At 61.5% G+C, this 21,232-nt stretch carries 14 protein-coding genes and 4 tRNA genes; 14 read left to right on the top strand and 4 right to left on the bottom strand.

Annotated features, from left to right (window positions below; translation table 11 throughout):
- The first annotated feature begins 46 nt into the window (after window positions 1-46).
- Window positions 47-3,961 carry an AAA family ATPase gene (locus BOH68_RS12595; protein ID WP_077374774.1) on the top strand — a complete coding sequence of 1,305 codons (3,915 nt, stop codon included), beginning with the start codon at window positions 47-49 and terminating at the stop codon, window positions 3,959-3,961.
- 131 nt (window positions 3,962-4,092) lie between these two features.
- Here the strand turns inward: BOH68_RS12595 and BOH68_RS12590 are convergent, their stop codons facing one another.
- Window positions 4,093-4,860, bottom strand: coding sequence for a UDP-2,3-diacylglucosamine diphosphatase (locus BOH68_RS12590; RefSeq protein WP_077375603.1), 768 nt, complete (start codon window positions 4,858-4,860; stop codon window positions 4,093-4,095).
- 156 nt (window positions 4,861-5,016) lie between these two features.
- Window positions 5,017-5,511 (bottom strand): peptidylprolyl isomerase, encoded by a 495-nt coding sequence (locus BOH68_RS12585; protein WP_043331309.1) that lies wholly within the window; start codon window positions 5,509-5,511, stop codon window positions 5,017-5,019.
- A 236-nt stretch (window positions 5,512-5,747) separates the two neighbouring features.
- Between BOH68_RS12585 and BOH68_RS12580 the strand changes: the two genes are divergently transcribed.
- Together BOH68_RS12580 and cysS are read left to right on the top strand one after the other, a co-directional pair.
- The gene (locus BOH68_RS12580; protein ID WP_077374771.1) at window positions 5,748-7,427 is read left to right on the top strand and encodes a glutamine--tRNA ligase/YqeY domain fusion protein; all 1,680 of its coding nucleotides are present in this window, start codon (window positions 5,748-5,750) and stop codon (window positions 7,425-7,427) included.
- Between the two features lie 202 nt (window positions 7,428-7,629).
- Window positions 7,630-9,012, top strand: coding sequence for a cysteine--tRNA ligase (gene cysS, locus BOH68_RS12575; protein WP_077375600.1), 1,383 nt, complete (start codon window positions 7,630-7,632; stop codon window positions 9,010-9,012).
- 104 nt (window positions 9,013-9,116) lie between these two features.
- Here the strand turns inward: cysS and mtnN are convergent, their stop codons facing one another.
- Window positions 9,117-9,827 (bottom strand): 5'-methylthioadenosine/S-adenosylhomocysteine nucleosidase, encoded by a 711-nt coding sequence (mtnN, locus tag BOH68_RS12570; RefSeq protein ID WP_077375597.1) that lies wholly within the window; start codon window positions 9,825-9,827, stop codon window positions 9,117-9,119.
- A 79-nt stretch (window positions 9,828-9,906) separates the two neighbouring features.
- A complete protein-coding gene (gene folD, locus BOH68_RS12565; protein WP_077374768.1) occupies window positions 9,907-10,776 on the bottom strand; it encodes a bifunctional methylenetetrahydrofolate dehydrogenase/methenyltetrahydrofolate cyclohydrolase FolD in 870 nt (289 codons plus the stop codon).
- 376 nt (window positions 10,777-11,152) lie between these two features.
- Here folD and BOH68_RS12560 point away from each other — a divergent pair, with 376 nt between their 5' ends.
- From BOH68_RS12560 to BOH68_RS12510, 11 genes are all read left to right on the top strand, one after another.
- Window positions 11,153-11,296: a hypothetical protein gene (locus BOH68_RS12560; RefSeq protein WP_456821150.1), complete on the top strand. Its 144-nt coding sequence runs from the start codon at window positions 11,153-11,155 to the stop codon at window positions 11,294-11,296.
- 228 nt (window positions 11,297-11,524) lie between these two features.
- Window positions 11,525-11,601: transfer RNA gene (locus tag BOH68_RS12555), tRNA-Pro, on the top strand.
- An 87-nt stretch (window positions 11,602-11,688) separates the two neighbouring features.
- Window positions 11,689-11,765, top strand: a tRNA-Arg gene (locus tag BOH68_RS12550).
- A 93-nt stretch (window positions 11,766-11,858) separates the two neighbouring features.
- Window positions 11,859-11,933 (top strand) — tRNA-His (locus BOH68_RS12545).
- 68 nt (window positions 11,934-12,001) lie between these two features.
- Window positions 12,002-12,076 (top strand) — tRNA-His (locus BOH68_RS12540).
- 314 nt (window positions 12,077-12,390) lie between these two features.
- Window positions 12,391-13,740, top strand: a complete 1,350-nt coding sequence (tig, locus tag BOH68_RS12535) for a trigger factor (RefSeq protein ID WP_077374765.1) — start codon at window positions 12,391-12,393, stop codon at window positions 13,738-13,740.
- 136 nt (window positions 13,741-13,876) lie between these two features.
- Window positions 13,877-14,497, top strand: coding sequence for an ATP-dependent Clp endopeptidase proteolytic subunit ClpP (clpP, locus tag BOH68_RS12530; RefSeq protein ID WP_065392597.1), 621 nt, complete (start codon window positions 13,877-13,879; stop codon window positions 14,495-14,497).
- Between the two features lie 84 nt (window positions 14,498-14,581).
- Window positions 14,582-15,874: an ATP-dependent Clp protease ATP-binding subunit ClpX gene (gene clpX / locus BOH68_RS12525; protein ID WP_077374762.1), complete on the top strand. Its 1,293-nt coding sequence runs from the start codon at window positions 14,582-14,584 to the stop codon at window positions 15,872-15,874.
- A gap of 234 nt (window positions 15,875-16,108) precedes the next feature.
- Window positions 16,109-18,517, top strand: a complete 2,409-nt coding sequence (gene lon, locus BOH68_RS12520; RefSeq protein WP_077374759.1) for an endopeptidase La — start codon at window positions 16,109-16,111, stop codon at window positions 18,515-18,517.
- A 178-nt stretch (window positions 18,518-18,695) separates the two neighbouring features.
- On the top strand, window positions 18,696-18,968 hold the full coding sequence (locus BOH68_RS12515) for an HU family DNA-binding protein (RefSeq protein ID WP_065392603.1): 273 nt from the start codon (window positions 18,696-18,698) through the stop codon (window positions 18,966-18,968).
- A 259-nt stretch (window positions 18,969-19,227) separates the two neighbouring features.
- Window positions 19,228-21,042, top strand: coding sequence for a SurA N-terminal domain-containing protein (locus BOH68_RS12510; protein ID WP_077374753.1), 1,815 nt, complete (start codon window positions 19,228-19,230; stop codon window positions 21,040-21,042).
- Window positions 21,043-21,232 lie beyond the last annotated feature (190 nt).

Below are 21,232 nucleotides of genomic sequence, written 5' to 3'. Positions count from 1 at the left end.
CATGGCTGGGCTGGCGTTTCGTTCGCGACTTTGAAATGGATGACACATGACGCAGGAAACATCTGGTCAAGCTCAATTGGCGCTGCTGGGACATTTCCAGCTGACCCTGGGCGATGACACGCTGACGCAGTTCAGCTACGACAAGGTCAAGGCACTGTTGCTGCATCTTCTGCTGCATGATCAGGCCGTCTCGCGGGCGGGGCTGGCAGAGCTGCTATGGCCGGATCAGGGGCTGTCCTCGGGCCGCACCAACCTGCGCCATGCCCTGCATTGCCTGCGTCAGAGCCTGGGGGAGGAGGCCGACAATCTTCTGACGGTCTCACGTCAGACGATCGCGCTGTCGATTCCGGATTACTGGGAGCTGGATCTCGACGAGCTCAACGGCCTGTTGCTGGCGCCGCCCTCGGTGGCGACGCTCAACGAGGTGCTGGGACTCTACCGGGGCGATCTCGTCGAAGAGCTTGCCCTGACCCAGTGCCCGGAATTCCAGCGCTGGATGATCAAGGTGCGCGGCGAATGGCGTCAGCGCGTCATCCAGTATGCCGAGCGAGTACTGGCGACCGATGAGCCGGTCCCGGACGACGTGCTGCGAACCCTGGTGAGCCGCTTCTCCGGATATGGCCCCTTCCATGAACGCCTGGTACGTCAGCTCGCGGAAGATGGTCAGTCGGCTGCGGCGCATGAGCAGTTCAATGCCTTCCTGCAACAGCTGGCACTCTCCGGTCAGCAGCCTGATCCGGGATTCCTGCAGCTGGCGCGTTACTGGTCCGATGGCAAGAGCGAGCAGATGGGCGCGCTCACGCCGCAGGGCGCCATTTCTCGCACGCTGTCGCTGGACAGCGCGCCGCTGCGTGAAGATGAGATCGACCACCGTCAGCTGTCGGTCATGGCGATTCGCCTCAGCGTCAAGGACAGTCATCGCGATCGCGTCTGGGCCCGCGCCAGTCTGACCCTGCAGATCGAGCTGCTGCGCTGGCTGGAGCAGCAATGCCACCACCTGGGCGGTTTCTGGCTGCCGGGTGCCACGGGTGGCGTCGGCCTGGCGTGCTTCGGCACGCATGGCCCGGCCCACCAGCTGGCAGAGCTCGTGGCGCTTTATGAGCACTGCAGCAAGGCGATGCCGGATGAGATCGAGCGGATCTGGGATGGCGAAGGCAAGCCGCCGGTCTTCTCGCTGTCGGCGGGTCTCCACTCCGGGCAGGTCATCTATCTGCCGGAGCGTCAGCTGGCCGACCCACTTGGCCAGGTGACCCAGTATTCCCTGGAATTGATGACGGCGGCCGAAGGCAGCGAGCTGGTGATTTCCCAGGAGGCCAGTCAGCACATGCCTCCCGCACTGGATCTGCAGCCACGTCTCACGTCACGCCTGTTGGCAGCGGACGGACGAGTGCGTCTGCGCGCGTTGGTCCTGAGCAGCGGCGTGGGGCATCGTGAGGCGTCACTGCCGACACTGATCGGACGTGAAGGCGAGCTGCGCCGTCTGCGCGATGCGCTGGCGCGTGCCAGTATCGGGCTGCGTCAGAGCGTGCTGGTCAGCGGCAACTCCGGCATGGGCAAGTCGGCCCTGATGGTCAACTTCCGGCAGCTCGAACAGAGTCAGGACGTGGGCCTGTGCTGGATGCCGACGACTCGCCTCTCGCAGCTGGAACCCTACAGCGTGGTGCGCACCCTGATGCGCTGGCGCCTCGATGGTCATGTGGATCGTGATGGCGTCGAACAGGTATTTGAATCCTCCGAGGCCTTGCAGGCTCTCGACGAGGACGTGCGTCGCTCCTTCCATGCGGTGCTGGGGACCGCGGAGGAGGCCTCGGAAGATGAATCCCTGATCCAGAGCAGCGAGACGGTCGAGCGTGTGGTGCGTGTGCTGCATCTGGTGATCGAGAAATCGGCAAGCCTGCGTCCGCTGGTGATGATGATCGACGACCTGCAGTGGCTCGATGAACCGTCGCTCAAGGTGCTGGCGGGACTGCAGGCGCGCCTGCCCATCAACATCGGCTTCATGCTGGCGGCCAGCCACAACGGCCGCGACAGCCTCGCCGTCAAGCTCAACTGGGACCAGCATATCTCGCTGGGTCGCCTGGACCCGATGCAGGTCTCGCGTCTGCTGTCGCATCTGTCGCGTCGCTATCGTCTGCATCTCAGCCCGCGCATGCGCAGCCAGCTCATCGAGCGCTGCGATGGTGTGCCGCTCTACCTGCAGGAGATCTGTCGTCGTCTCGACATGGATCGCCGTGAGGGGCGTCCGGTGCAGCTCGACGAGCTGCCCAAGGGCTTGATCGGCCTGCTGTCCAGCCGTATCGACCAGCTGGAAGAAGGCCGCGATGTGGCCCACGCCGCCGCCGTGCTGGGACGTGTCTTCAAGCTGAGCTTCCTGCGCCAGAGCTGCGAATTCGAGGAAGGGCGCCTCAAGCGTTCCATCGAGAGCATGCAGCGTCTGGAGATCATCGAGGCCTGTGGCAACGATAGTGAATTCGACTATCAGTTCACCCACCAGCTGATCCAGGAAGCGGCCTATCTGTCCTGCCCGCGTGACGTGCGTCGCCGTATTCACCTGCAGGTCGTGGCCCTCATCGAGGACAAGCATCCTGCCTGGATCAGCCGTCACCCCGGCTATTTCGCCGTCCATCTGCGCAAGTCACAGAACTTCAGTCGTGCTGCGCGCTATTTCGAGCTGTCGGCACGTGAAGCGCTCAAGATCAGCGCCAACCGTACCGCGCTCAAGATGGCCGACAGTGGTCTGGCGTGTCTCAAGCATGTCGAAGGGCAGGAGGAGCGCGAGGTGAGCCTGCTGACCGTGCGCGGCCAGGCCGGCTTCGCGCTGGAAGGGCATGGTTCCCGCATCGCGCACGAGAGCTTTGTGCAGGCGCGCAATCTGCTCAACAGTCCGGCGCTGCTGGAAGATGATGAGCCGGATCTCGAGCAGGCCTTCATCGTGAAGTGGGGACTGTGGGTCGGTTGCAGTGAGCGCCATGCGCATGCGGATGCCTTCGCGCTGGCCTCGGGCCTGAGTGATCTGGCGGAAGAGCTGTCGGATGGGCGTTATCGTCGTCTGGCCGACTATGCGCGGGCACACTGCGAATTCTGGGCCGGTCGCGTACGCGTGGCAGGTGAGCATCTCGATGAGATCGATCCGGTCCACAATCCCATGGTGCTCGAATGGTTGCCGTTCAGTGATCACCCTCAGGTGGCAGCGGCATGTCTGCAGAGCTGGACTTCCTGCCTGCGCTTTGATTACGTGCAGGCCGAGCAGCAGGCCGAGGCGGCCATCCGCATGGCGGAGGCCATCGGTCAGCCGGGCTCGTTGGCCATGGCGTTGATGTTCTCCACCTCGCTCTATCGTCAGCTGGGGCATACCCATCTGGCCACCCAGCGTGCCGAGCGGGCGCTGGAGCTGACCCGCTCAGCGGATCTGCACCTCTGGCACATGGCGGCGCATGGCGTGCTTGGCTGGGCGCGGGCGATGAACGGCGACCGCGACGGGCTCGCGATGCTGCAGTCCAGCATCAACGAGTTCGCCGAGCTGACCGGGCGTGAGCGGCATCAGCGGCCCAATCTCTGGTACATGGATGCCGTGATGGCGCTGGGTGAGCATTCGGCGGCCGAAGAGTACATGGAGAAGGTGCTGCTGGTGGCTCAGGAGCGCAATTCCTTCTATCTGGCAGAGGTCAGCTACCTGGTGGCCGCGTTGCGTGCCGCTCAAGGTCTGCCGAGCGAGAAGGTGCGTTCCTTGATCGAGCAGGGCCTGGCCTACTCCATCGAGCAGGAAAATCCGCATCATGAAGCAATGGGACTCGCTGCCTGGTTGAGGCTGGTCGATGCGCAGGATGCCGAGCGCTGCGAGCGCCTCAAGGCACTGCTGGATGAGCTGCCGGCAACGGATGCACCCGCGGTACTGGGGTGGCATCAGCTGGTGGAGGCGGTGGAAGGGCGTGCGCGTCGCAAGGCGTCCTCGCCGGCCTGACGCGCACGCCCGGCGCTCCGGGCTGAGCAGACTCTGAACGGCGCCAGTCGCTTCGCAAGCCGAGGCTGGACAAGGAAAAGCCCCCGTTGCCACTCAAGGCAACGGGGGCTTTTCATGGGCGTTGCGAGCGATCAGCCGTGGGTGATCGCATCACTCAGTGGCAATGCGAATTCCCGCAGGGTCGGTCCCTGGCCGCAGGCAATGATGTCGAAGGCGGTATCGGGGCGCCAGTCGCCCAGCACGATGCGGCGCGCCGCTTCGCCATCGATCTCGAGTTCATGTACCGCCGGGCGATGGGTGTGGCCGTGGATCAGGGTGCGCACGCCGTGCTCGCGCATCTCGCGAACCACTTCCTCGGGCGTGACGTCCATGATCGCCTCATCCTTCTCGCTATTGGTCTCGCCGGACTGCATGCGCAGTGACTGGGCCAGCGCCAGTCGTTGCTCCAGCGGCATGGCCAGAATCTGTGCCTGCCACTGAGGGTCGCGCGTCATGGCACGAAACTTCATGTAAGCCTCATCGCGGGTACACATGCTGTCGCCATGCATCAGCAGCACGCGCTCGCCGTCGAGCTCGATCACGCTCGGGTCGGGCAGCAGGGTCACGCCGGCCTCGGCCGCGAAGGTCTCGCCGATGAGGAAGTCGCGATTGCCGTGCATGAAGTAGAGCCTGGTGCCGCGGGCCGAGACGCGCTGCATGGCCTCGCTCATGCGCTGGATGAAGTCGTCGCGATAATCATCGCCGACCCATACCTCGAAGATATCCCCCAGCAGGTAGAGGCGATCCACCGCAGGTTCGCAGGTCGCCAGGCGCGCCATGTAGTCGAGAAAGCCCTGGGCGATCTCGGGAGTCTCGGGCTGCAGGTGCAGGTCGGAGATGAACAGAGTGGTGGCAGTCATGGTCAGGTCCACGGGTCGGGGCGGGTGTCGTCATGCGCAGCAGGCGACGGAAGAGGCCGAGTGAGAGAGCAACGCAAACCGCCCGGCCTGACGCTCGATATCACGAGGCAAGGCCGGGCGGCAGGTACGCGGTGAGGCGCGATCAGCGGAAATCGCTTATTCGGTGATTTCGGCGCTGGTGATGATCACGTCTTCTGCCGGCACGTCGGCGTGGCCGTCGCGACGCGTGGTCTTGACCGCCTCGATCTTCTCGACCACGTCCATGCCTTCGACGACCTTGCCGAACACGCAGTAACCCCAGCCCTGGCTGGTCTTGCTGGTGAAGTTCAGGAAGTCGTTGTCATTGACGTTGATGAAGAACTGGGCGCTGGCGGAGTGAGGATCCATGGTACGTGCCATGGCCACGGTGCCGCGGTCGTTCTTGAGGCCATTGTCGGCTTCGTTCTCGATCACGCCGTTGGTCGGCTTCTGGTTGAAGTCGGTGTCAAAGCCACCGCCCTGAACCATGAAACCCGGGATGACGCGGTGGAAAAGGACGTTGCTGTAGTGGCCTTCACGCACGTATTGCTCGAAGTTGGCCGCAGTCTTCGGGGCCTTCTCGTGGTTGAGTTCGAGGGTGATGTCGCCGTAGTTGGTGTGAAGAACGATCATGCGAATTTCCCGGTCATCTGTCTTGCTCAAGTGTCAGGCAGGCGGGGCCTCATGGCATCGCCTGCGGGCGTCGCGCTATAATAGCGGCTTTGTATCCTGAGACGAAAGCCTGAGGGGGCGGCAGGCCCCGGAGACGCACGCCAGCGCGCGTCACGATCGCCTGCTACCCAGTGCCAGTCCCCGTGACGTCCCGGAACACGACGCCCAAGAACCACACAGAGGTGCAGCGAAACTTCATGAGTACCGAGACCCAGAGCGCCCCGAACTTCGTGTTGAACCAGATCCGCGAAGAACTCGACGCCGGCCGCGCCGAAAAGGTTGTCACGCGTTTCCCGCCGGAGCCCAACGGCTTCCTGCACATCGGGCACGCCAAGTCGATCTGTCTGAACTTCGGTCTGGCGCAACAGCTGGGTGGCGACTGTCACCTGCGCTTCGATGACACCAACCCGGCCAAGGAAGAGCAGGCCTATATCGACGCCATCAAGGAAGACGTCGAGTGGTTGGGCTTCGAGTGGGCCGGCAAGGTGCGCTTCGCCTCCGATTATTTTGATCAGCTCTATGCCTGGGCCCAGCACCTGGTGCGCGAAGGCAAGGCCTATGTCGATGACCTCTCGCCGGACGAGATCCGTGAATACCGTGGCACGCTCAAGGAGCCGGGACGTCCCAGCCCGTATCGTGAGCGTAGCCCCGAGGAGAATCTCGATCTCCTCGAGCGCATGAAGAAGGGCGAGTTCGGCGAGAGCGAGAAGGTGCTGCGTGCGCGCATCGACATGGCCGCGCCCAACATCAATCTGCGCGACCCGATCCTCTACCGCATCCGTCATGCCAGCCACCATCAGACCGGCGACAAGTGGAAGATCTATCCGTCCTATGATTTCACCCACGGTCAATCCGATGCACTGGAAGGCGTGACGCACTCCATCTGTACGCTGGAGTTTGAAGACCATCGCCCGCTGTACGAGTGGTTCCTCGCCAATCTGCCGGTGCCGAGCACGCCCCGTCAGATCGAGTTCGCGCGTCTGAACCTGGATTACACCGTCACTTCCAAGCGCAAGCTGAAGCTGCTGGTGGATGAAGGCGTGGTCGATGGCTGGGATGATCCGCGCATGCCGACCATCTCCGGCATGCGTCGTCGTGGCTATACCGCGGCTTCCATCCGCAAGTTCTGCGACATGATCGGCGTGAGCCGTGCTGACGGCGGCATGGTCGAGATCGGCATGCTGCACCACGCCATTCGCTCTGACCTGGAAGACAACGCGCTGCGTGCCATGTGCGTGCTCAACCCGCTCAAGGTGGTGCTGACCAACCTGCCGGAAGGCCATGAGGAAGTGTTCGAGGTCCCCGGCCATCCGGCGCGTGATGACATGGGCACGCGTCAGATTCCGCTGACCCGTGAGCTGTGGATCGACGCGGATGACTTCATGGAAGACGCGCCGAAGAAGTTCTTCCGTCTCGCGCCCGAGAAGGAAGTGCGTCTGCGCAACGGTTACGTCATCCGCTGTGATGAAGTGATCAAGGATGACGCCGGCGAGATCGTCGAGCTGCGGTGCAGTGTCGACCTCGATACCCTCGGCAAGAACCCGGAAGGCCGCAAGGTCAAGGGTGTCATCCATTGGGTCAGCGCCGAGCATGCAGTGCCGGTCGAGGTGCGTCAGTACGAGAATCTGTTCCTGGAAGCCGAGCCGGACCGTGACAAGGATGTCGATTTCCTTGAGCACCTCAATCCGCAGTCGCTGAGCATCGTCAAGGGCTTCGGTGAGCCGAGTCTGCGCGATGCCGCGCCGGAAACGCGCTACCAGTTCGAGCGTATCGGCTACTTCGTGGCGGATCGTCATGACTGCGTCGATGGCGCGCTGGTATTCAACCGCACCGTCAGCCTGAAGGACGGTTGGGCCAAGGCACAGAAGAAGGGGTGATGGTCGGCGGGCTCCCGCGGGAGCCCTGTCGTCACGCTTTCGTGACCTGCTTCACGGCCCGCAGTCTGATCCTGTACCTTCTGTGACGAAGTTGCATGACCGGCCTGCGGGCCGTTCCATTTTGAAAGGCTGACAGCTTTCTGTCAGCAAAGTAGCCAAGGGCGATGACTGAATGATTCCACTCGAAGATGCCGCGAGCACACTGTCCATCTACAGTACCCTGAGCCGGACCAAGGCACCTTTCGTGCCACTGGAAGGCAACAAGGTGCGCATGTACGTCTGTGGCGTGACGGTCTATGACCTCTGTCACATCGGGCATGCGCGTGTGATGGTGGCCTTCGATGTCATCACGCGCTACCTGCGTGCGCGCGGGTATGACGTCACCTACGTGCGCAACATCACCGACATCGACGACAAGATCCTCAAGCGCGCCGACGAGAATGGCGAAGCCTTCGATGCGCTCACCGAGCGCATGATCCAGGCGATGCATGAAGATGAAGGGCGCCTGGGGATTCTGCGTCCTGATCTCGAGCCGCGTGCCACCGCGCACATCGCTGACATCATCGCGATGACCGAGACGCTGATCGACAAGGGCTTTGCCTACGCGGCCAGCAACGGTGATGTCTACTACCGTGTGCGCCGCTTCGAGGGCTACGGCAAGCTCAACAACCGTCAGCTGGACGACATGCAGTCCGGTGCGCGGGTGGAGGTCGAGGAAGCCAAGGAAGATCCGCTCGACTTCGTGCTGTGGAAGGCTGCCAAGCCGGGCGAGGCCAGCTGGCCGTCGCCCTGGGGGGAGGGGCGTCCTGGCTGGCACATCGAGTGCTCCGCGATGTCGACCTGCTGCCTGGGCAACACCTTCGATATCCACGGCGGCGGGCCGGACCTGACCTTCCCCCATCACGAGAACGAGATCGCCCAGTCCGAGGCCGCCACGGGCCAGCAGTACGCCAACGTGTGGATGCATGCCGGCGCGGTGCGTGTCGGTCAGGACAAGATGTCCAAGTCGCTGGGCAACTTCTTCACCATTCGTGACGTGCTGGAGCAGCACAACCCGGAAGTGGTGCGTTACCTGCTGGTGGCCAGCCACTATCGCAGCGCGATCAGCTATGAAGCCAACTCGCTGGATGAGGCGCGTCGCTCGCTGGAGCGCTTCTACAATGCGCTCGAGACTGTCACGCCCGAGCAAGGCGAGGTGTCAGGCGATTGGCGGGCACGCTTCGTGGCCGCCATGGATGACGACTTCAATACGGCGGGTGCGCTGTCGGTGCTGTTCGAGCTGGCACGCGAGCTGAACCGTGCCAAGAAGGAAGCACCGCAGCAGGCGCCGGCGCTGGCCTTCGAGCTGATCTCGCTGGGCGGTCTGCTGGGTCTTTTCGGGCAGGACCCGGCAGTCTTCCTCAAGGGCGATACTGCGGCACTGGCGTTGTCTGAAGACGAGATCCAGGCGCAGATCGAGGCGCGTGCCGCCGCCAAGAAGGCCAAGGATTTCGCGGGGGCGGATCGCATCCGTGACGAGCTGGCCGCACAGGGCATCATCCTCAAGGACTCCCGTGAGGGGACGACCTGGGTGCTGGAAGGCTGATGTCACTGGCGTGATGCGATGTCAGCATGAAAAAACCGCCGTCCCATGAGGGGCGGCGGTTTTTTGTGCGCTGTCGACCAGCACCGCTTTCGAGCCGTCTGCGATCAGCTGGCGAGTCGCTTGACCATGGCATCGACCATGCGCGAGGACTGGCGTGCGGCCACGTGCAGGAATTCCTCGAAGGACTGGCTGTTGTTGTCCTTGCCGGCGATGTCGGACAGCGCACGGATGACCACGAACGGCATGTCGTAGAGGTAGCAGGTCTGGGCGATGGCGGCGGCTTCCATCTCGGCGGCCAGCATGCTCGGGAAGCGTGAGCGGGTCAGCGCGACCAGTTCCGGGTCGGACATGAAGATGTCGCCGGTACAGATCAGGCCTTCACGCGCCTTGATCTCTCCCTGAGCCTCGACGCACTCGCGCGCGACCTTGACCAGCTCAGGGGCTGACGGGTAGGCCGCCGGCATCTGTGGCACCTGTCCGTGCTCATAGCCGAAGACCACGGCATCGACATCGTGATGGCGCACTTCACTGGAGATGACCACATCGCCGATCTCGAGATCAGACGCGAAACCACCGGCCGAGCCGGTATTGATGATGGCATCCGGCTGGTAGCGCTCGATCATCTGGCAGGCACCGACGGCGGCATTCACCTTGCCGATACCGGATTGCAGCAGCACGATCTTCATTCCGTGCAGCTGGCCGACATGGAAGGTGGAGCCGGCGTGGGTGCTGGTGGTGCTGTCTTCCAGGCGCTCGGCGAGAATGGCCACTTCCTCGGCCATGGCGCCGATGATGCCAAGAGTCTTGAGGGTCATGATGCGATCCTGAGTCAGACGCGATGAAGGCCCGTTCATGTCGGGCCTCCATCACGAGCTAGAGAGAAGGGCGAGGGGGTTACTCGGCGGTGAGGCGCGCGTCGTGCAGCTCGGCGGCGAACAGGGTGTTCTCCAGCAGCGAGGCCACGGTCATCGGGCCTACCCCGCCGGGGACCGGCGTGATCCAGCCGGCGCGCTCCGCGGCTGGCGCGAATTCCACATCGCCGACCAGCGAACCGTCCTCGAGACGATTGATGCCCACATCGATGACGATGGCGCCGTCCTTGATCCACTCCCCCTTGACCAGGCCCGGCTTGCCCACGCCGACCACGACCAGATCCGCCTGGCGAACCTTGCTCTCAAGGTCCTTGGTGAAGCGGTGGCAGACGGTGGTGGTGCAGCCAGCCAGCATCAGCTCCAGCGCCATCGGACGGCCGACGATGTTGGACGCGCCGACGATGGTGGCGTCCATGCCGCGCACCTGCAGGCCGCTCTCGGACAGCAGCGTCATGATGCCCTTGGGCGTGCAGGGACGCATCACCGGCAGGCGCTGTGCCAGACGACCGAGGTTATAGGGATGGAAGCCGTCCACATCCTTGTCGGTGCGGATCCGTTCGAGGATCGGGCGTGAGTCGAGGTGCTCCGGCAGCGGCAGCTGGACCAGGATGCCATCAATGCTGGCATCGTCATTCAGCGAGTCGACCAGTGCCTCAAGTTCCTGTTGGGTCGTGTCAGCAGGCAGACGGTGCTGGGTGGAGAGGATGCCTGCCTTCTCGCAAGCGCGGTGCTTGTTGCGGACATAGACCTCGGATGCCGCGTCTTCGCCGACCAGCACGACGGCAAGCCCCGGGATTCGTTCACCGGCATCGCGGCGCGCTTCGACCTGGCGGCCGACCTGTTGGCGTACGCGTTCGGCAATGGCCTTGCCATCAATCAGTTGTGCTGCCATCAGCGATCATTCCTTCTCATAGGCAAAAATGCAGGAGGGGAGAAACCGGGGACAATTTTCGCATGCCCTGTCTGGCAGTCAACGCCGAATGACGACCTTGGTCGAAAGCAGATGCAAGTATCGCCTCTTTTGGAGGCGTCTCGTGGGCAGGCAGCGGTGCTGATTGCCCACGAGTCTGGAACTCGACGTCATGAGACCACAGCTGTCGGTTCTCTCAGCCGGTTCTCTCAGCCAGTTCTCTCAGCCAGTTCTCTCTGTCAGACCTTTCTGTCAGTTTTCCAAGGATCCGTCAGACGAGGCGTTCGCGAGATGCCTGATCGAAGAAGAGAAATAGAAAGAGAAAAAGAAAGAGGTAGAGGTAGAAAGGGCGATCGACGTGATCAGCTTCGAGGAGAAGGAGAAGGAGAAGGAGAAGGAGAAGGAGAAGGAGAAGGAGAAGGAGAAGGAGAAGGAGAAGGAGAAGGAGAAGGAGAAGCTCAGACCCGATGGTCGGGCCACGGATGCCGCTCAGTGGAAGTGAGTCGTCACTGATTCGCCCGGTGCCAGGGTAGGGGCGAGAGTGAGGTGCCCGTATGGCGGTGGGAGCGCACCCCGCGTGTATCACTGGATGCTGACATGACAGTGGCGTGACAGCAGGAAGGGAAACGATTCTTTTGGAAAGAATTCACGTAAGGGCTTGACCGCAGACGAAAGTTCGGTAGAATACGCCTCGCATCGACGGGGTTCGACGGTCGGTTGAGGACGGTTTCGGGATATAGCGCAGTCTGGTAGCGCGCCTGCTTTGGGAGCAGGATGTCGGGGGTTCGAATCCCTCTATCCCGACCATTTGAATGCAGCACCTCGCAAGACTTCGGTCTTTCGAGACACGCATTCAAGGCTTTGTCCGGAGGTTGACTCGCAGCATCAGTTTCTGCGCCTATAGCTCAACCGGATAGAGCAACGGCCTTCTAAGCCGTAGGTTGCAGGTTCGAGTCCTGCTGGGCGTGCCATCACGATAACGATTGTTGTCATGATGGGAATCGGATTACTCTTCATTGAGCCTGATGATGGCGACCAGACGATGTGAAGGTGTTCATGCAGTGGTGGGTGTAGCTCAGTGGTAGAGCCCCGGATTGTGACTCCGGTGGTCGTGGGTTCGAACCCCATCATCCACCCCATTGCATGTCAGCTTGAGCAGTATCAACGAGATGGAGACGGCAGGCTTTCTGTCCAATCTCCAGAAGTGGTGGGTGTAGCTCAGTGGTAGAGCCCCGGATTGTGACTCCGGTGGTCGTGGGTTCGAACCCCATCATCCACCCCACGTCTCGATGAATATCAGGATGCTGCCTGTCCCGCTTGGGCGGGCGGCATGCCGCAAAAGGGGGAGAAGGCCAATGGCTTTCTCCCCCTTTTTTCGTGTTTTTTCGCACTGCTTCGTCTGCGATCTGACCGGGTTGACGGGCGCTCCATGCGCCTGTCAGGCGGGAGGACGGAGCAGAAAAAGGCCTGGCTCCTTGAATATCTTGGACCAAGGCACCATATGGCAGGTCATATCCGCGCTTGCCAGCGCGTGGCGGGGTTTCTACAATCTTCGCCTTTATGATTCGAACGCCACCAGTGGGTAGAGGAACTTTCATGCAAGCTTCTGTCGCAACGACTTCTCCGATCGAGCGCAAGGTCACCATCACGGTGCCGGCTTCTGAAGTCGACCAGGCCGTCAACGCCCGTCTTCTGGAAACCGCCAAGACCGTTCGTCTGAACGGCTTCCGCAAGGGCCACGTGCCGATGGCAGTGGTGCAACAGCGTTACGGCAAGGACGTGCGCAACGAGATCGTTGGCGAGATCATGCGCCAGCATTACGTGACCGCCGTCACCGAAAACGAACTGAACCCGGCTGGCTGGCCGAAGATCGATGCCACCGTCGATGAAGCCGGCAAGGATCTGGAGTTCGTCGCGACTCTGGAAATCTACCCGGAAATCGAACTGAAGCCGATCGAAGGCGCTGAAATCGAGCGTCCGCAGGCCGAAGTGACCGACGCCGACGTCGAAGAGATGATCGAGACCCTGCGCAAGCAGAATGCCTCCTGGACCGACGTCGAGCGCGCTGCCGCTGACGGCGACCAGGTCAAGATCGATTTCGAAGGCTTCCTCGGTGAAGAAGCCTTCGAAGGCGGCAGCGCTGAAGGCCACGAGCTGGTGCTGGGTTCCAACAGCTTCATCCCGGGCTTCGAAGAGCAGCTGGTCGGTGCTTCTGCTGGCGACGACAAGGAAATCAAGGTTTCCTTCCCGGCTGACTACCAGGCCGAGCACCTCGCCGGTCAGGAAGCGACCTTCAAGGTCAAGGTCCACGCCGTCAAGGCTCAGGAACTGCCGGAAGTGAACGAAGAGTTCATCGCCCAGTTCGGCCTGGAAGCTGCCGATGTCGAAAGCTTCAAGGTGGAAGTGAAGAAGAACATGCAGCGCGAGCTGAAGAACGCGATCGAGAATCGCGTCAAGCAGCAGGTGCTGGCTGAGCTGACCAAGGCCAATGACATCCTCGTTCCGCAGGCACTGGCGGATCAGGAAATCGACGGTCTGAAGCGTCAGGCTGCACAGCAGTTCGGTCTGGGCGAAGACTTCGACGTCTCCCAGCTGCCAGGCGAGCTGTTCCAGGACCAGGCGGTCCAGCGCGTCAAGACTGGCCTGCTGCTCAGCGAAGTCGTCAGCAGCAACGAGATGGATGTCAGCGACGAAGAGCTGAATGCTCGCGTTGAAGAAATGGCTCAGCAGTACCAGGACCCGGCTCAGGTCACCGAGTACTATGGTTCCAACGAACAGGCTCGCAACCAGCTCAAGTCCGTCCTGCTCGAAGAGAAGGCCGTTGACAAGCTGCTGACACAGGCTCAGGTTAAGGACGTTACCATGTCCTACCAGGAAGCCCTGCAGGCAGCACAGCAGCAGGAAGAAGCCGAAGAAGAAGCGGCAGAAGCAGAAGAGCAGGCCTGATACCTGTCTGCTGACCTAGCGTGCTGACTTTCTGCATGTGATTCCAGGACCCGGCTACGGCCGGGTCTCTGGTCAGTGGGCAGGGTAAAGTGGCATGCTCAATGGATATCAATGTCATCGGATGAAGGAAGCCCCCATGAACGACTTCGACATCAAGAATGCAGGCGGTCTGGTTCCGATGGTTGTCGAGCAGAATGCTCGCGGCGAACGGGCCTATGACATCTATTCCCGCCTGCTGAAGGAACGGGTGATCTTCCTTGTGGGCCCGGTTGAGGATTACATGGCCAATCTGGTCGTGGCTCAGCTGTTGTTCCTCGAGTCTGAAAACCCGGACAAGGACATCCATCTGTACATCAACTCGCCGGGTGGCTCCGTGACTGCAGGGATGGCGATCTACGACACCATGCAGTTCATCAAGCCCGACGTGTCCACCGTATGCATCGGCCAGGCGGCCAGCATGGGGGCACTGTTGCTGGCAGGCGGTGCCGCTGACAAGCGTTACGCGCTGCCCAATTCTCGTGTGATGATTCACCAGCCGCTGGGTGGCTACCAGGGCCAGGCAACGGACATCGAGATCCACACCAAGGAAATCCTGACCATTCGCGAGAAGCTGAATCGCATTCTCGCGCACCATACGGGTCAGGACTTCGACACCATCGCCAACGATACGGACCGTGACAACTTCATGGCCGCCAATCAGGCGATGGAGTACGGCCTGATCGACGCCGTGCTGGAACGCCGTCCGGACGTGGAATGATCCACGCACACGGCTGACCTGACGTCGGTAAACATGCATTTCCGGTGACTCCCCGGGGAGTCACCGCCATTGAGAGGTACGCGAATGGCTGACGGCAAAGGCAAGGACGAGAACGGCAAACTGCTGTACTGCTCCTTCTGTGGCAAGAATCAGAATGAAGTGCGCAAGCTGATCGCGGGACCTTCCGTCTACATCTGCGACGAATGTGTCGATCTGTGCAATGACATCATTCGCGAAGAGGTCCTCGAAGCCGACGCCGAAGGTGATGATGATCGCCTGCCGGCGCCGCGTGAGATTCGCTCGACTCTCGACGACTACGTGATCGGTCAGGACCGCGCCAAGCGCGTGTTGTCCGTCGCGGTGTACAACCACTACAAGCGTCTGCGTGCCGGTCAGAAGGCAGCGGACGAAGTGGAGCTGGGCAAGTCCAACATTCTGCTCATCGGCCCGACCGGTAGCGGCAAGACGCTGCTGGCCGAGACGCTGGCACGCCTGTTGAACGTTCCCTTCACCATCGCGGATGCGACCACCCTGACCGAAGCGGGTTACGTCGGTGAGGATGTCGAGAACATCATCCAGAAGCTGTTGCAGAAGTGCGATTACGATGTCGAGAAGGCCGAACGCGGCATTGTCTACATCGATGAGATCGACAAGATCTCCCGCAAGTCTGACAACCCTTCCATCACCCGTGATGTCTCGGGTGAAGGTGTGCAGCAGGCACTGCTGAAGCTGATCGAGGGCACCACTGCCTCGGTGCCGCCGCAGGGCGGGCGCAAGCATCCTCAGCAGGAGTTCCTGCAGGTCAACACGGCCAACATCCTGTTCATCGTCGGCGGTGCATTCGCCGGTCTGGACAAGGTGATCCGTGAGCGCGCCGAGAAGGGTGGCATCGGCTTCAATGCCGAGGTCAAGAGCAAGCAGGACGAGAAGACGGTTGGTCGCGTACTGGCGGATGTCGAGCCGAGCGATCTGGTCAAGTTCGGTCTCATCCCCGAGTTCGTCGGGCGTCTGCCGGTCATCGCGACATTGACCGAGCTGGACGAGGACGCGCTGGTACAGATCCTGACCGAGCCGAAGAACTCGCTGGTCAAGCAGTACTCGCGCCTGTTCGAGATGGAAGATGTCGAGCTGGACCTGCGTGAAGACGCACTGCGTGCCGTGGCTCGCAAGGCCATCGAGCGTCGTACCGGCGCACGTGGTCTGCGCTCGATTCTCGAGGGCGTGCTGCTCGATACCATGTATGACATTCCCTCGGAAGAGAATGTCAGCAAGGTGGTAGTGGATGAGTCAGTGATTGCCGGCGACAGCAAGCCGCTGCTGATCTACTCCCAGAGCGAAGAGAAGAGTCAGGGCAAGGTGGCCGGCAAGGACGGCTGAAGCGTCCAGGCCTGAGTCGCACCAACGGGGGGCCGCAAGGCCCCCCGTTGCGTTTGCCTTCGTCACTCGCCTCTCTGGCAATGTTCCTCATGACTCGCGTGCGGCTTCATTCAGCGTTGAGTTACCGCCCATGCGTCTCAGGATCATTGCAAAATCATGACCTTGCCCCCATGGTCTCTGTATCAGAGAGCCGTGTGAGGCGGCCCACCCACAGAATACCGAGGAACGTCTGCCATGGAGCAGAACGATGATCAGACCCTGACACTTCCGCTGCTGCCGCTGCGGGATGTGGTGGTCTATCCCCAGATGGTGATTCCGCTGTTCGTCGGCCGGGAAAAGTCGATCCAGGCCCTCGAAGTGGCCATGGAAGGCGACAAGAAGATCCTGCTTGCGGCACAGCGTGAAGCCAGCCAGGACGACCCGACTGCCGAGGATCTCTTCGCGATCGGGACCGTCGCCGACATCATGCAGTTGCTCAAGCTTCCCGATGGCACCGTCAAGGTGCTCATCGAGGGCAGCTCACGCGCCGATATCCAGGCGATTCGTCTGCATGACGACGGTCACAGCATCGCCGATGTCGTGCTGCGTGACAGCCAGCCGCTGTCCGAGCGCGAGCAGGAGACCCTGGTACGCGTTCTGCTCAACCAGTTCGAGCAGTACGTCAAGCTGTCCAAGAAGGTGCCCAATGAAGTGCTGGGCAGCCTGCAGGGCATCGAGGACCCGAGTCGCCTGGTGGATACCATCAGTGCCCACCTGTCACTGGGCATCGATGACAAGCAGGCGCTGCTCGAGATGGACAAGGTGCGCGACCGCATCGAGCACCTGATGACGCTGATCGAAGCCGAGATCGACCTGCTGCAGGTCGAGAAGCGCATTCGTACCCGCGTCAAGGAGCAGATGGAGAAGTCGCAGCGCGAGTACTATCTCAATGAGCAGATGAAGGCCATCCAGAAGGAGATGGGTGAGCTGGATGACGTGCCCAATGAGGTCGAGCAGTATGAGCGTCGCATCAAGGATGCCGGCATGCCCAAGGACGCCGAGGAAAAGGCCAATCAGGAGCTCAACAAGCTCAAGATGATGGGCCCGACGTCCGCCGAGGCGACCGTGGTGCGCACCTACCTGGACTGGCTGTGCGACGTGCCGTGGAAGAAGCGCACCCGCGTGCGTCACGACATTGATCACGCCGCCAGGGTGCTCGATGAGGACCACTACGGTCTCGACGAGGTCAAGGAACGCATCCTCGAGTATCTCGCCGTGCAGAAGCGCGTCAAGAAGCTCAAGGGGCCGGTGCTGTGTCTGGTAGGGCCGCCGGGTGTCGGCAAGACGTCGCTGGGCAAGTCCATCGCTCGCGCCACCAATCGCCAGTACACTCGCATGGCGCTGGGTGGCGTGCGGGATGAATCCGAGATCCGTGGCCACCGTCGCACCTACATCGGCGCCTTGCCGGGCAAGATCATCCAGCGCATGACCAAGACCGGCGTCAAGAATCCGCTGGTGCTGCTCGACGAGATCGACAAGCTGGGCATGGATCACCGTGGTGATCCGGCCTCGGCGCTGCTTGAGGTGCTGGACCCGGAGCAGAACGACAAGTTCGCCGATCACTACCTCGAACTGGATTACGATCTGTCCGAGACCCTGTTCATCTGTACCTCGAACTCGATGAACATTCCGGGGCCGCTGCGTGATCGCATGGAGATCATCCGTCTGCCGGGGTACACCGAGGACGAGAAGCTGGCCATCGCGATGCGCTACCTGGCCCCCAAGCAGCTCAAGGCCAATGGCCTGAAGCCGGGCGAGCTGACCTTCAGTGAAGCCTCCGTGCTCGAGCTGATTCGTTACTATTCGCGTGAAGCCGGTGTGCGTGAGCTGGAACGCCAGATCGCCAAGGTCTGCCGCAAGATCGTGCGCGAGCGCGTGGTCGCCGAGGCCAGGGAAGGTGCGCTGTCTTCCATGCACCTCGAGGCCGAGCAGGTCGAGCATTACGCGGGTGTCCGCAAGTACAGCTTCGGTCTCGCGGATGCCGAGGACCAGATCGGGCGCGTGACGGGTCTGGCCTGGACGTCCGTCGGCGGTGAGCTGCTGACCATCGAGTCGGTGGTCACGCCCGGCAAGGGCCGTGTCAGCAAGACGGGCTCGCTGGGCGACGTGATGAAGGAGTCGGTCAGTGCAGCGCATACCGTCGTGCGCGCACGCGCCGAGTCCTTCGGTATCGAGGCTGAACGCTTCGAGAAGGAAGACCTGCACATTCACGTGCCGGAAGGTGCCACGCCGAAGGACGGCCCCAGTGCGGGGGCTGCCATGGTCACCGCGATGGTGTCCGCTTACTGTGGGCGCCCCGTGCGCTGTGATGTGGCGATGACCGGTGAGGTCAACCTGCGCGGCGAAGTCATGCCGATCGGCGGCCTCAAGGAGAAATTGCTGGCAGCGCGACGCGGTGGTATAAAGCTCGTATTGATTCCCGAAGAGAATCGCCGTGATCTCAAGGAGGTCCCGGACACCATCAAGGATGCATTGGACATTCGCCCCGTGCGTTGGATCGATGAAGTTCTTGAGGTGGCTCTGGCGGAAAAGTCTTCAAGTGAGCCGGATGAATCTCGACAGGACGATGCCAGTGGTCGTCAGTCAGTCATCAGTACACATTGATGGATATTTCTGGCCATGCCGTTGTCGAAACGGCGGCGTGGTGCGGTTTTGCGCGTGAGGTTGCTTGACAGTCGTTTGAGGGCGTTGCTATAAACTCCGCTTCGTCGCGATCGCGTTTAGCACCCGTAATTTTCGCGCTGATTTCTGGTAATTTTTTTGCAAATTCAAGGGGTGAAGAGTGAATAAATCCGAGCTGATCGAAGCCATTGCTGCATCTGCCGATATTCCGAAAGCAGCAGCTAGCCGTGCACTCGATGCGATGGTCGACACCGTCACTGATAGCCTGAAGAAAGGTGAGACCGTGGCACTGGTCGGGTTCGGCACCTTTACTGTCAAGGAGCGCGCTGCTCGTACTGGCCGTAACCCGCAGACTGGCGATCCGATCGAAATCAGTGCTGCCAAGGTGCCGAGCTTCAAGGCTGGCAAGGCACTGAAAGACGCCGTCAACTGAGGTCTGCCTGCTCTTGCAGGTACCCGGTGACGTGGTGCCGCCCTGTCAGGACGTCGTTGTCTGTCAGGTCGGCACCAGGAAATCGAAGCGCATCGCCTGGCGATGCGCTTTTTTTGTGACTGATATCATGGGCAATCTGCGGTGACCCTGCTTCTGCCGCTACCAAAGGCACCTGCATCTGTCGGCGTCATGCGTATAATCAACAGTCACTGATTCGCGGCCCTAGAGGCCATTTCCTTCCCTGTAGCTCGAGGCCCGCATGCTGCAACGAATTCGAGACCGGTCGCATGGCTGGGTGGCCAAGACGATCGTTGGCTTTATCGTCGTCACCTTTGCCTTCTTCGGCGTTGAGTCGATCATTGGTGCCTTCACTGGCAGCAGTGACGAGATCGCCAGCGTCAATGGCGACAAGATCAGCCGTCAGTCAGTTGAGACCGAAGTGCAACGTGCCATCCGTTCCGGACAGGTCGCTCCCGAACAGGAGCGTGAGGCACGCAATCAGATCATCACCCAGATGATCGATTCCCGTCTGCTGGACCAGTACGCCGAAGAGGGTGGATTGCACCTCTCAGAACAACAGCTCGATCAACTGATCGTCAGCTTCCCGGAATTCCAGGACGACCAGGGCCGCTTTGACGCCGACGTCTTCCGCAATCGTCTGGCCAGCGCCGGCTACTCGCCGACGTCCTTCCGCGAGCAGTTGCGCAGCGACACCCTGCGTCAGCAGCTGACCGATGGTTTTGCCGCCAGTGCCTTCGTGCTGCCGGGCGAAGAAGAGAAGCTCAGCCAGCTTCAGCGTCAGACGCGCAGTTTCCGTTACGCCACCCTGAGTCAGGCCGACCTCGAGTCGCCGGTCACCTTGAGCGAGGATGAGCTGACCGCCTGGTATGACAGCCATCAGGACAACTATCGGCGTCCGGCCCAGGTCAAGCTGGCCTATGTGCTGCTGGATCAGAATGAGCTGGCCGACGGTGGCGAGATCAGTGAAGACACGCTCAAGGCCGAATATGCCGCCAAGCGTGCCGATGCACCGCGCGAGATCGCGCACATCATGGTCGAGAAGGGCGATGATGTGGCGGCTGCACGTGCCAAGCTCGAAGGTGCACGTGACGCACTCGCCAACGGCGAAGACTTCGCCAAGGTGGCGGCCGAGGTCTCCGAAGACAGCTCCACGGCCGGGGATGGCGGTGAGCTGGGCGTGATCACCCGCGGTATCTTCGGCGAAGACTTCGATGACGCTGCCTTCGCGCTGGATGAAGGGCAGGTCTCGGACATCGTCGATACCGGCGACAGCCTGCACCTGATCAAGGTGACCGGGCTCGATATCGCGCCGTTCGACGAAATGCGTGATGAACTGCTCACCCAGGCGCGCAAGTCAGCCTCGCGTGACACCTTCAATGAGAAGGCGCAGCAGCTCAAGGATGAAAGCTTCGCGGCGGATGATCTGGCCAGCGTTGCCGAGGATCTGGATCTTCCGCTGGAGAAGACCGACTGGGTGGCACAGGACAATGACGACGAACTGCTGTCCGAGCCGGGTGTGATGGCGGCTGCCTTCGATGACGAAGTGCTCAAGGAAGGCTACAACAGCGATGTGATCGAACTCGACGACAGTCGCCGTCTGGTGCTGCGCGTGCTCGAGCAGCGTCCGGCCACCACGCTGGCCCTCGACGAGGTCAAGCAGCAGGTGCAGCGTGAAGCCAAGGCGGACAAGACCGCCAAGGCGCTTGAGGCATTGGCACAGACGCGCATCGAGGCGCTGCGTGAAGGCAAGTCGCTGGAAGGGATCGACTGGCGCGACGCAGACGACGTCAGCCGTCAGGGAGATTCCCAGCTGCCTGAGAATCTGGTCAAGCAGGCCTTCGCGCTGCCGCATCCTGAGGCAGACCAGCCGGTGTATGGCAAGGCAGCCCTCAAGGGCGGCATCGCCCTGATCGCGTTGACCGATGTAGGAGAGGCCGAGCCGGGCGACATGGACCAGTTCCTGTCGCGTCTGGCGATGCGCCTGCAGGCCCAGTCAGCCGTCGAGGGGCTGCAGGAATCCTTGCGCGAGAGTGCCGATATCGAGCGCAAGTGAGCAAGGAGCAACGGTCGTGAGTACCGTCACGTCTCATTCGAGGCATCGCCTCCCTTGAGAATCACGTCCTGACCTCTGCCACCAGAGACCGCCACCCCATGGGGTGGCGGTCTTTTTTTGGTTCAGTGTCGGAGCAATTTCTGGTGCAGTGTCGAGTCAATCCTGCGCACATTCCCGCAGTCACGACAGT

Source organism: Cobetia sp. MM1IDA2H-1 (assembly GCF_002916775.2).
GTDB lineage: Bacteria > Pseudomonadota > Gammaproteobacteria > Pseudomonadales > Halomonadaceae > Cobetia > Cobetia marina.
This window is presented reverse-complemented; position numbering and strand designations above follow the sequence as displayed.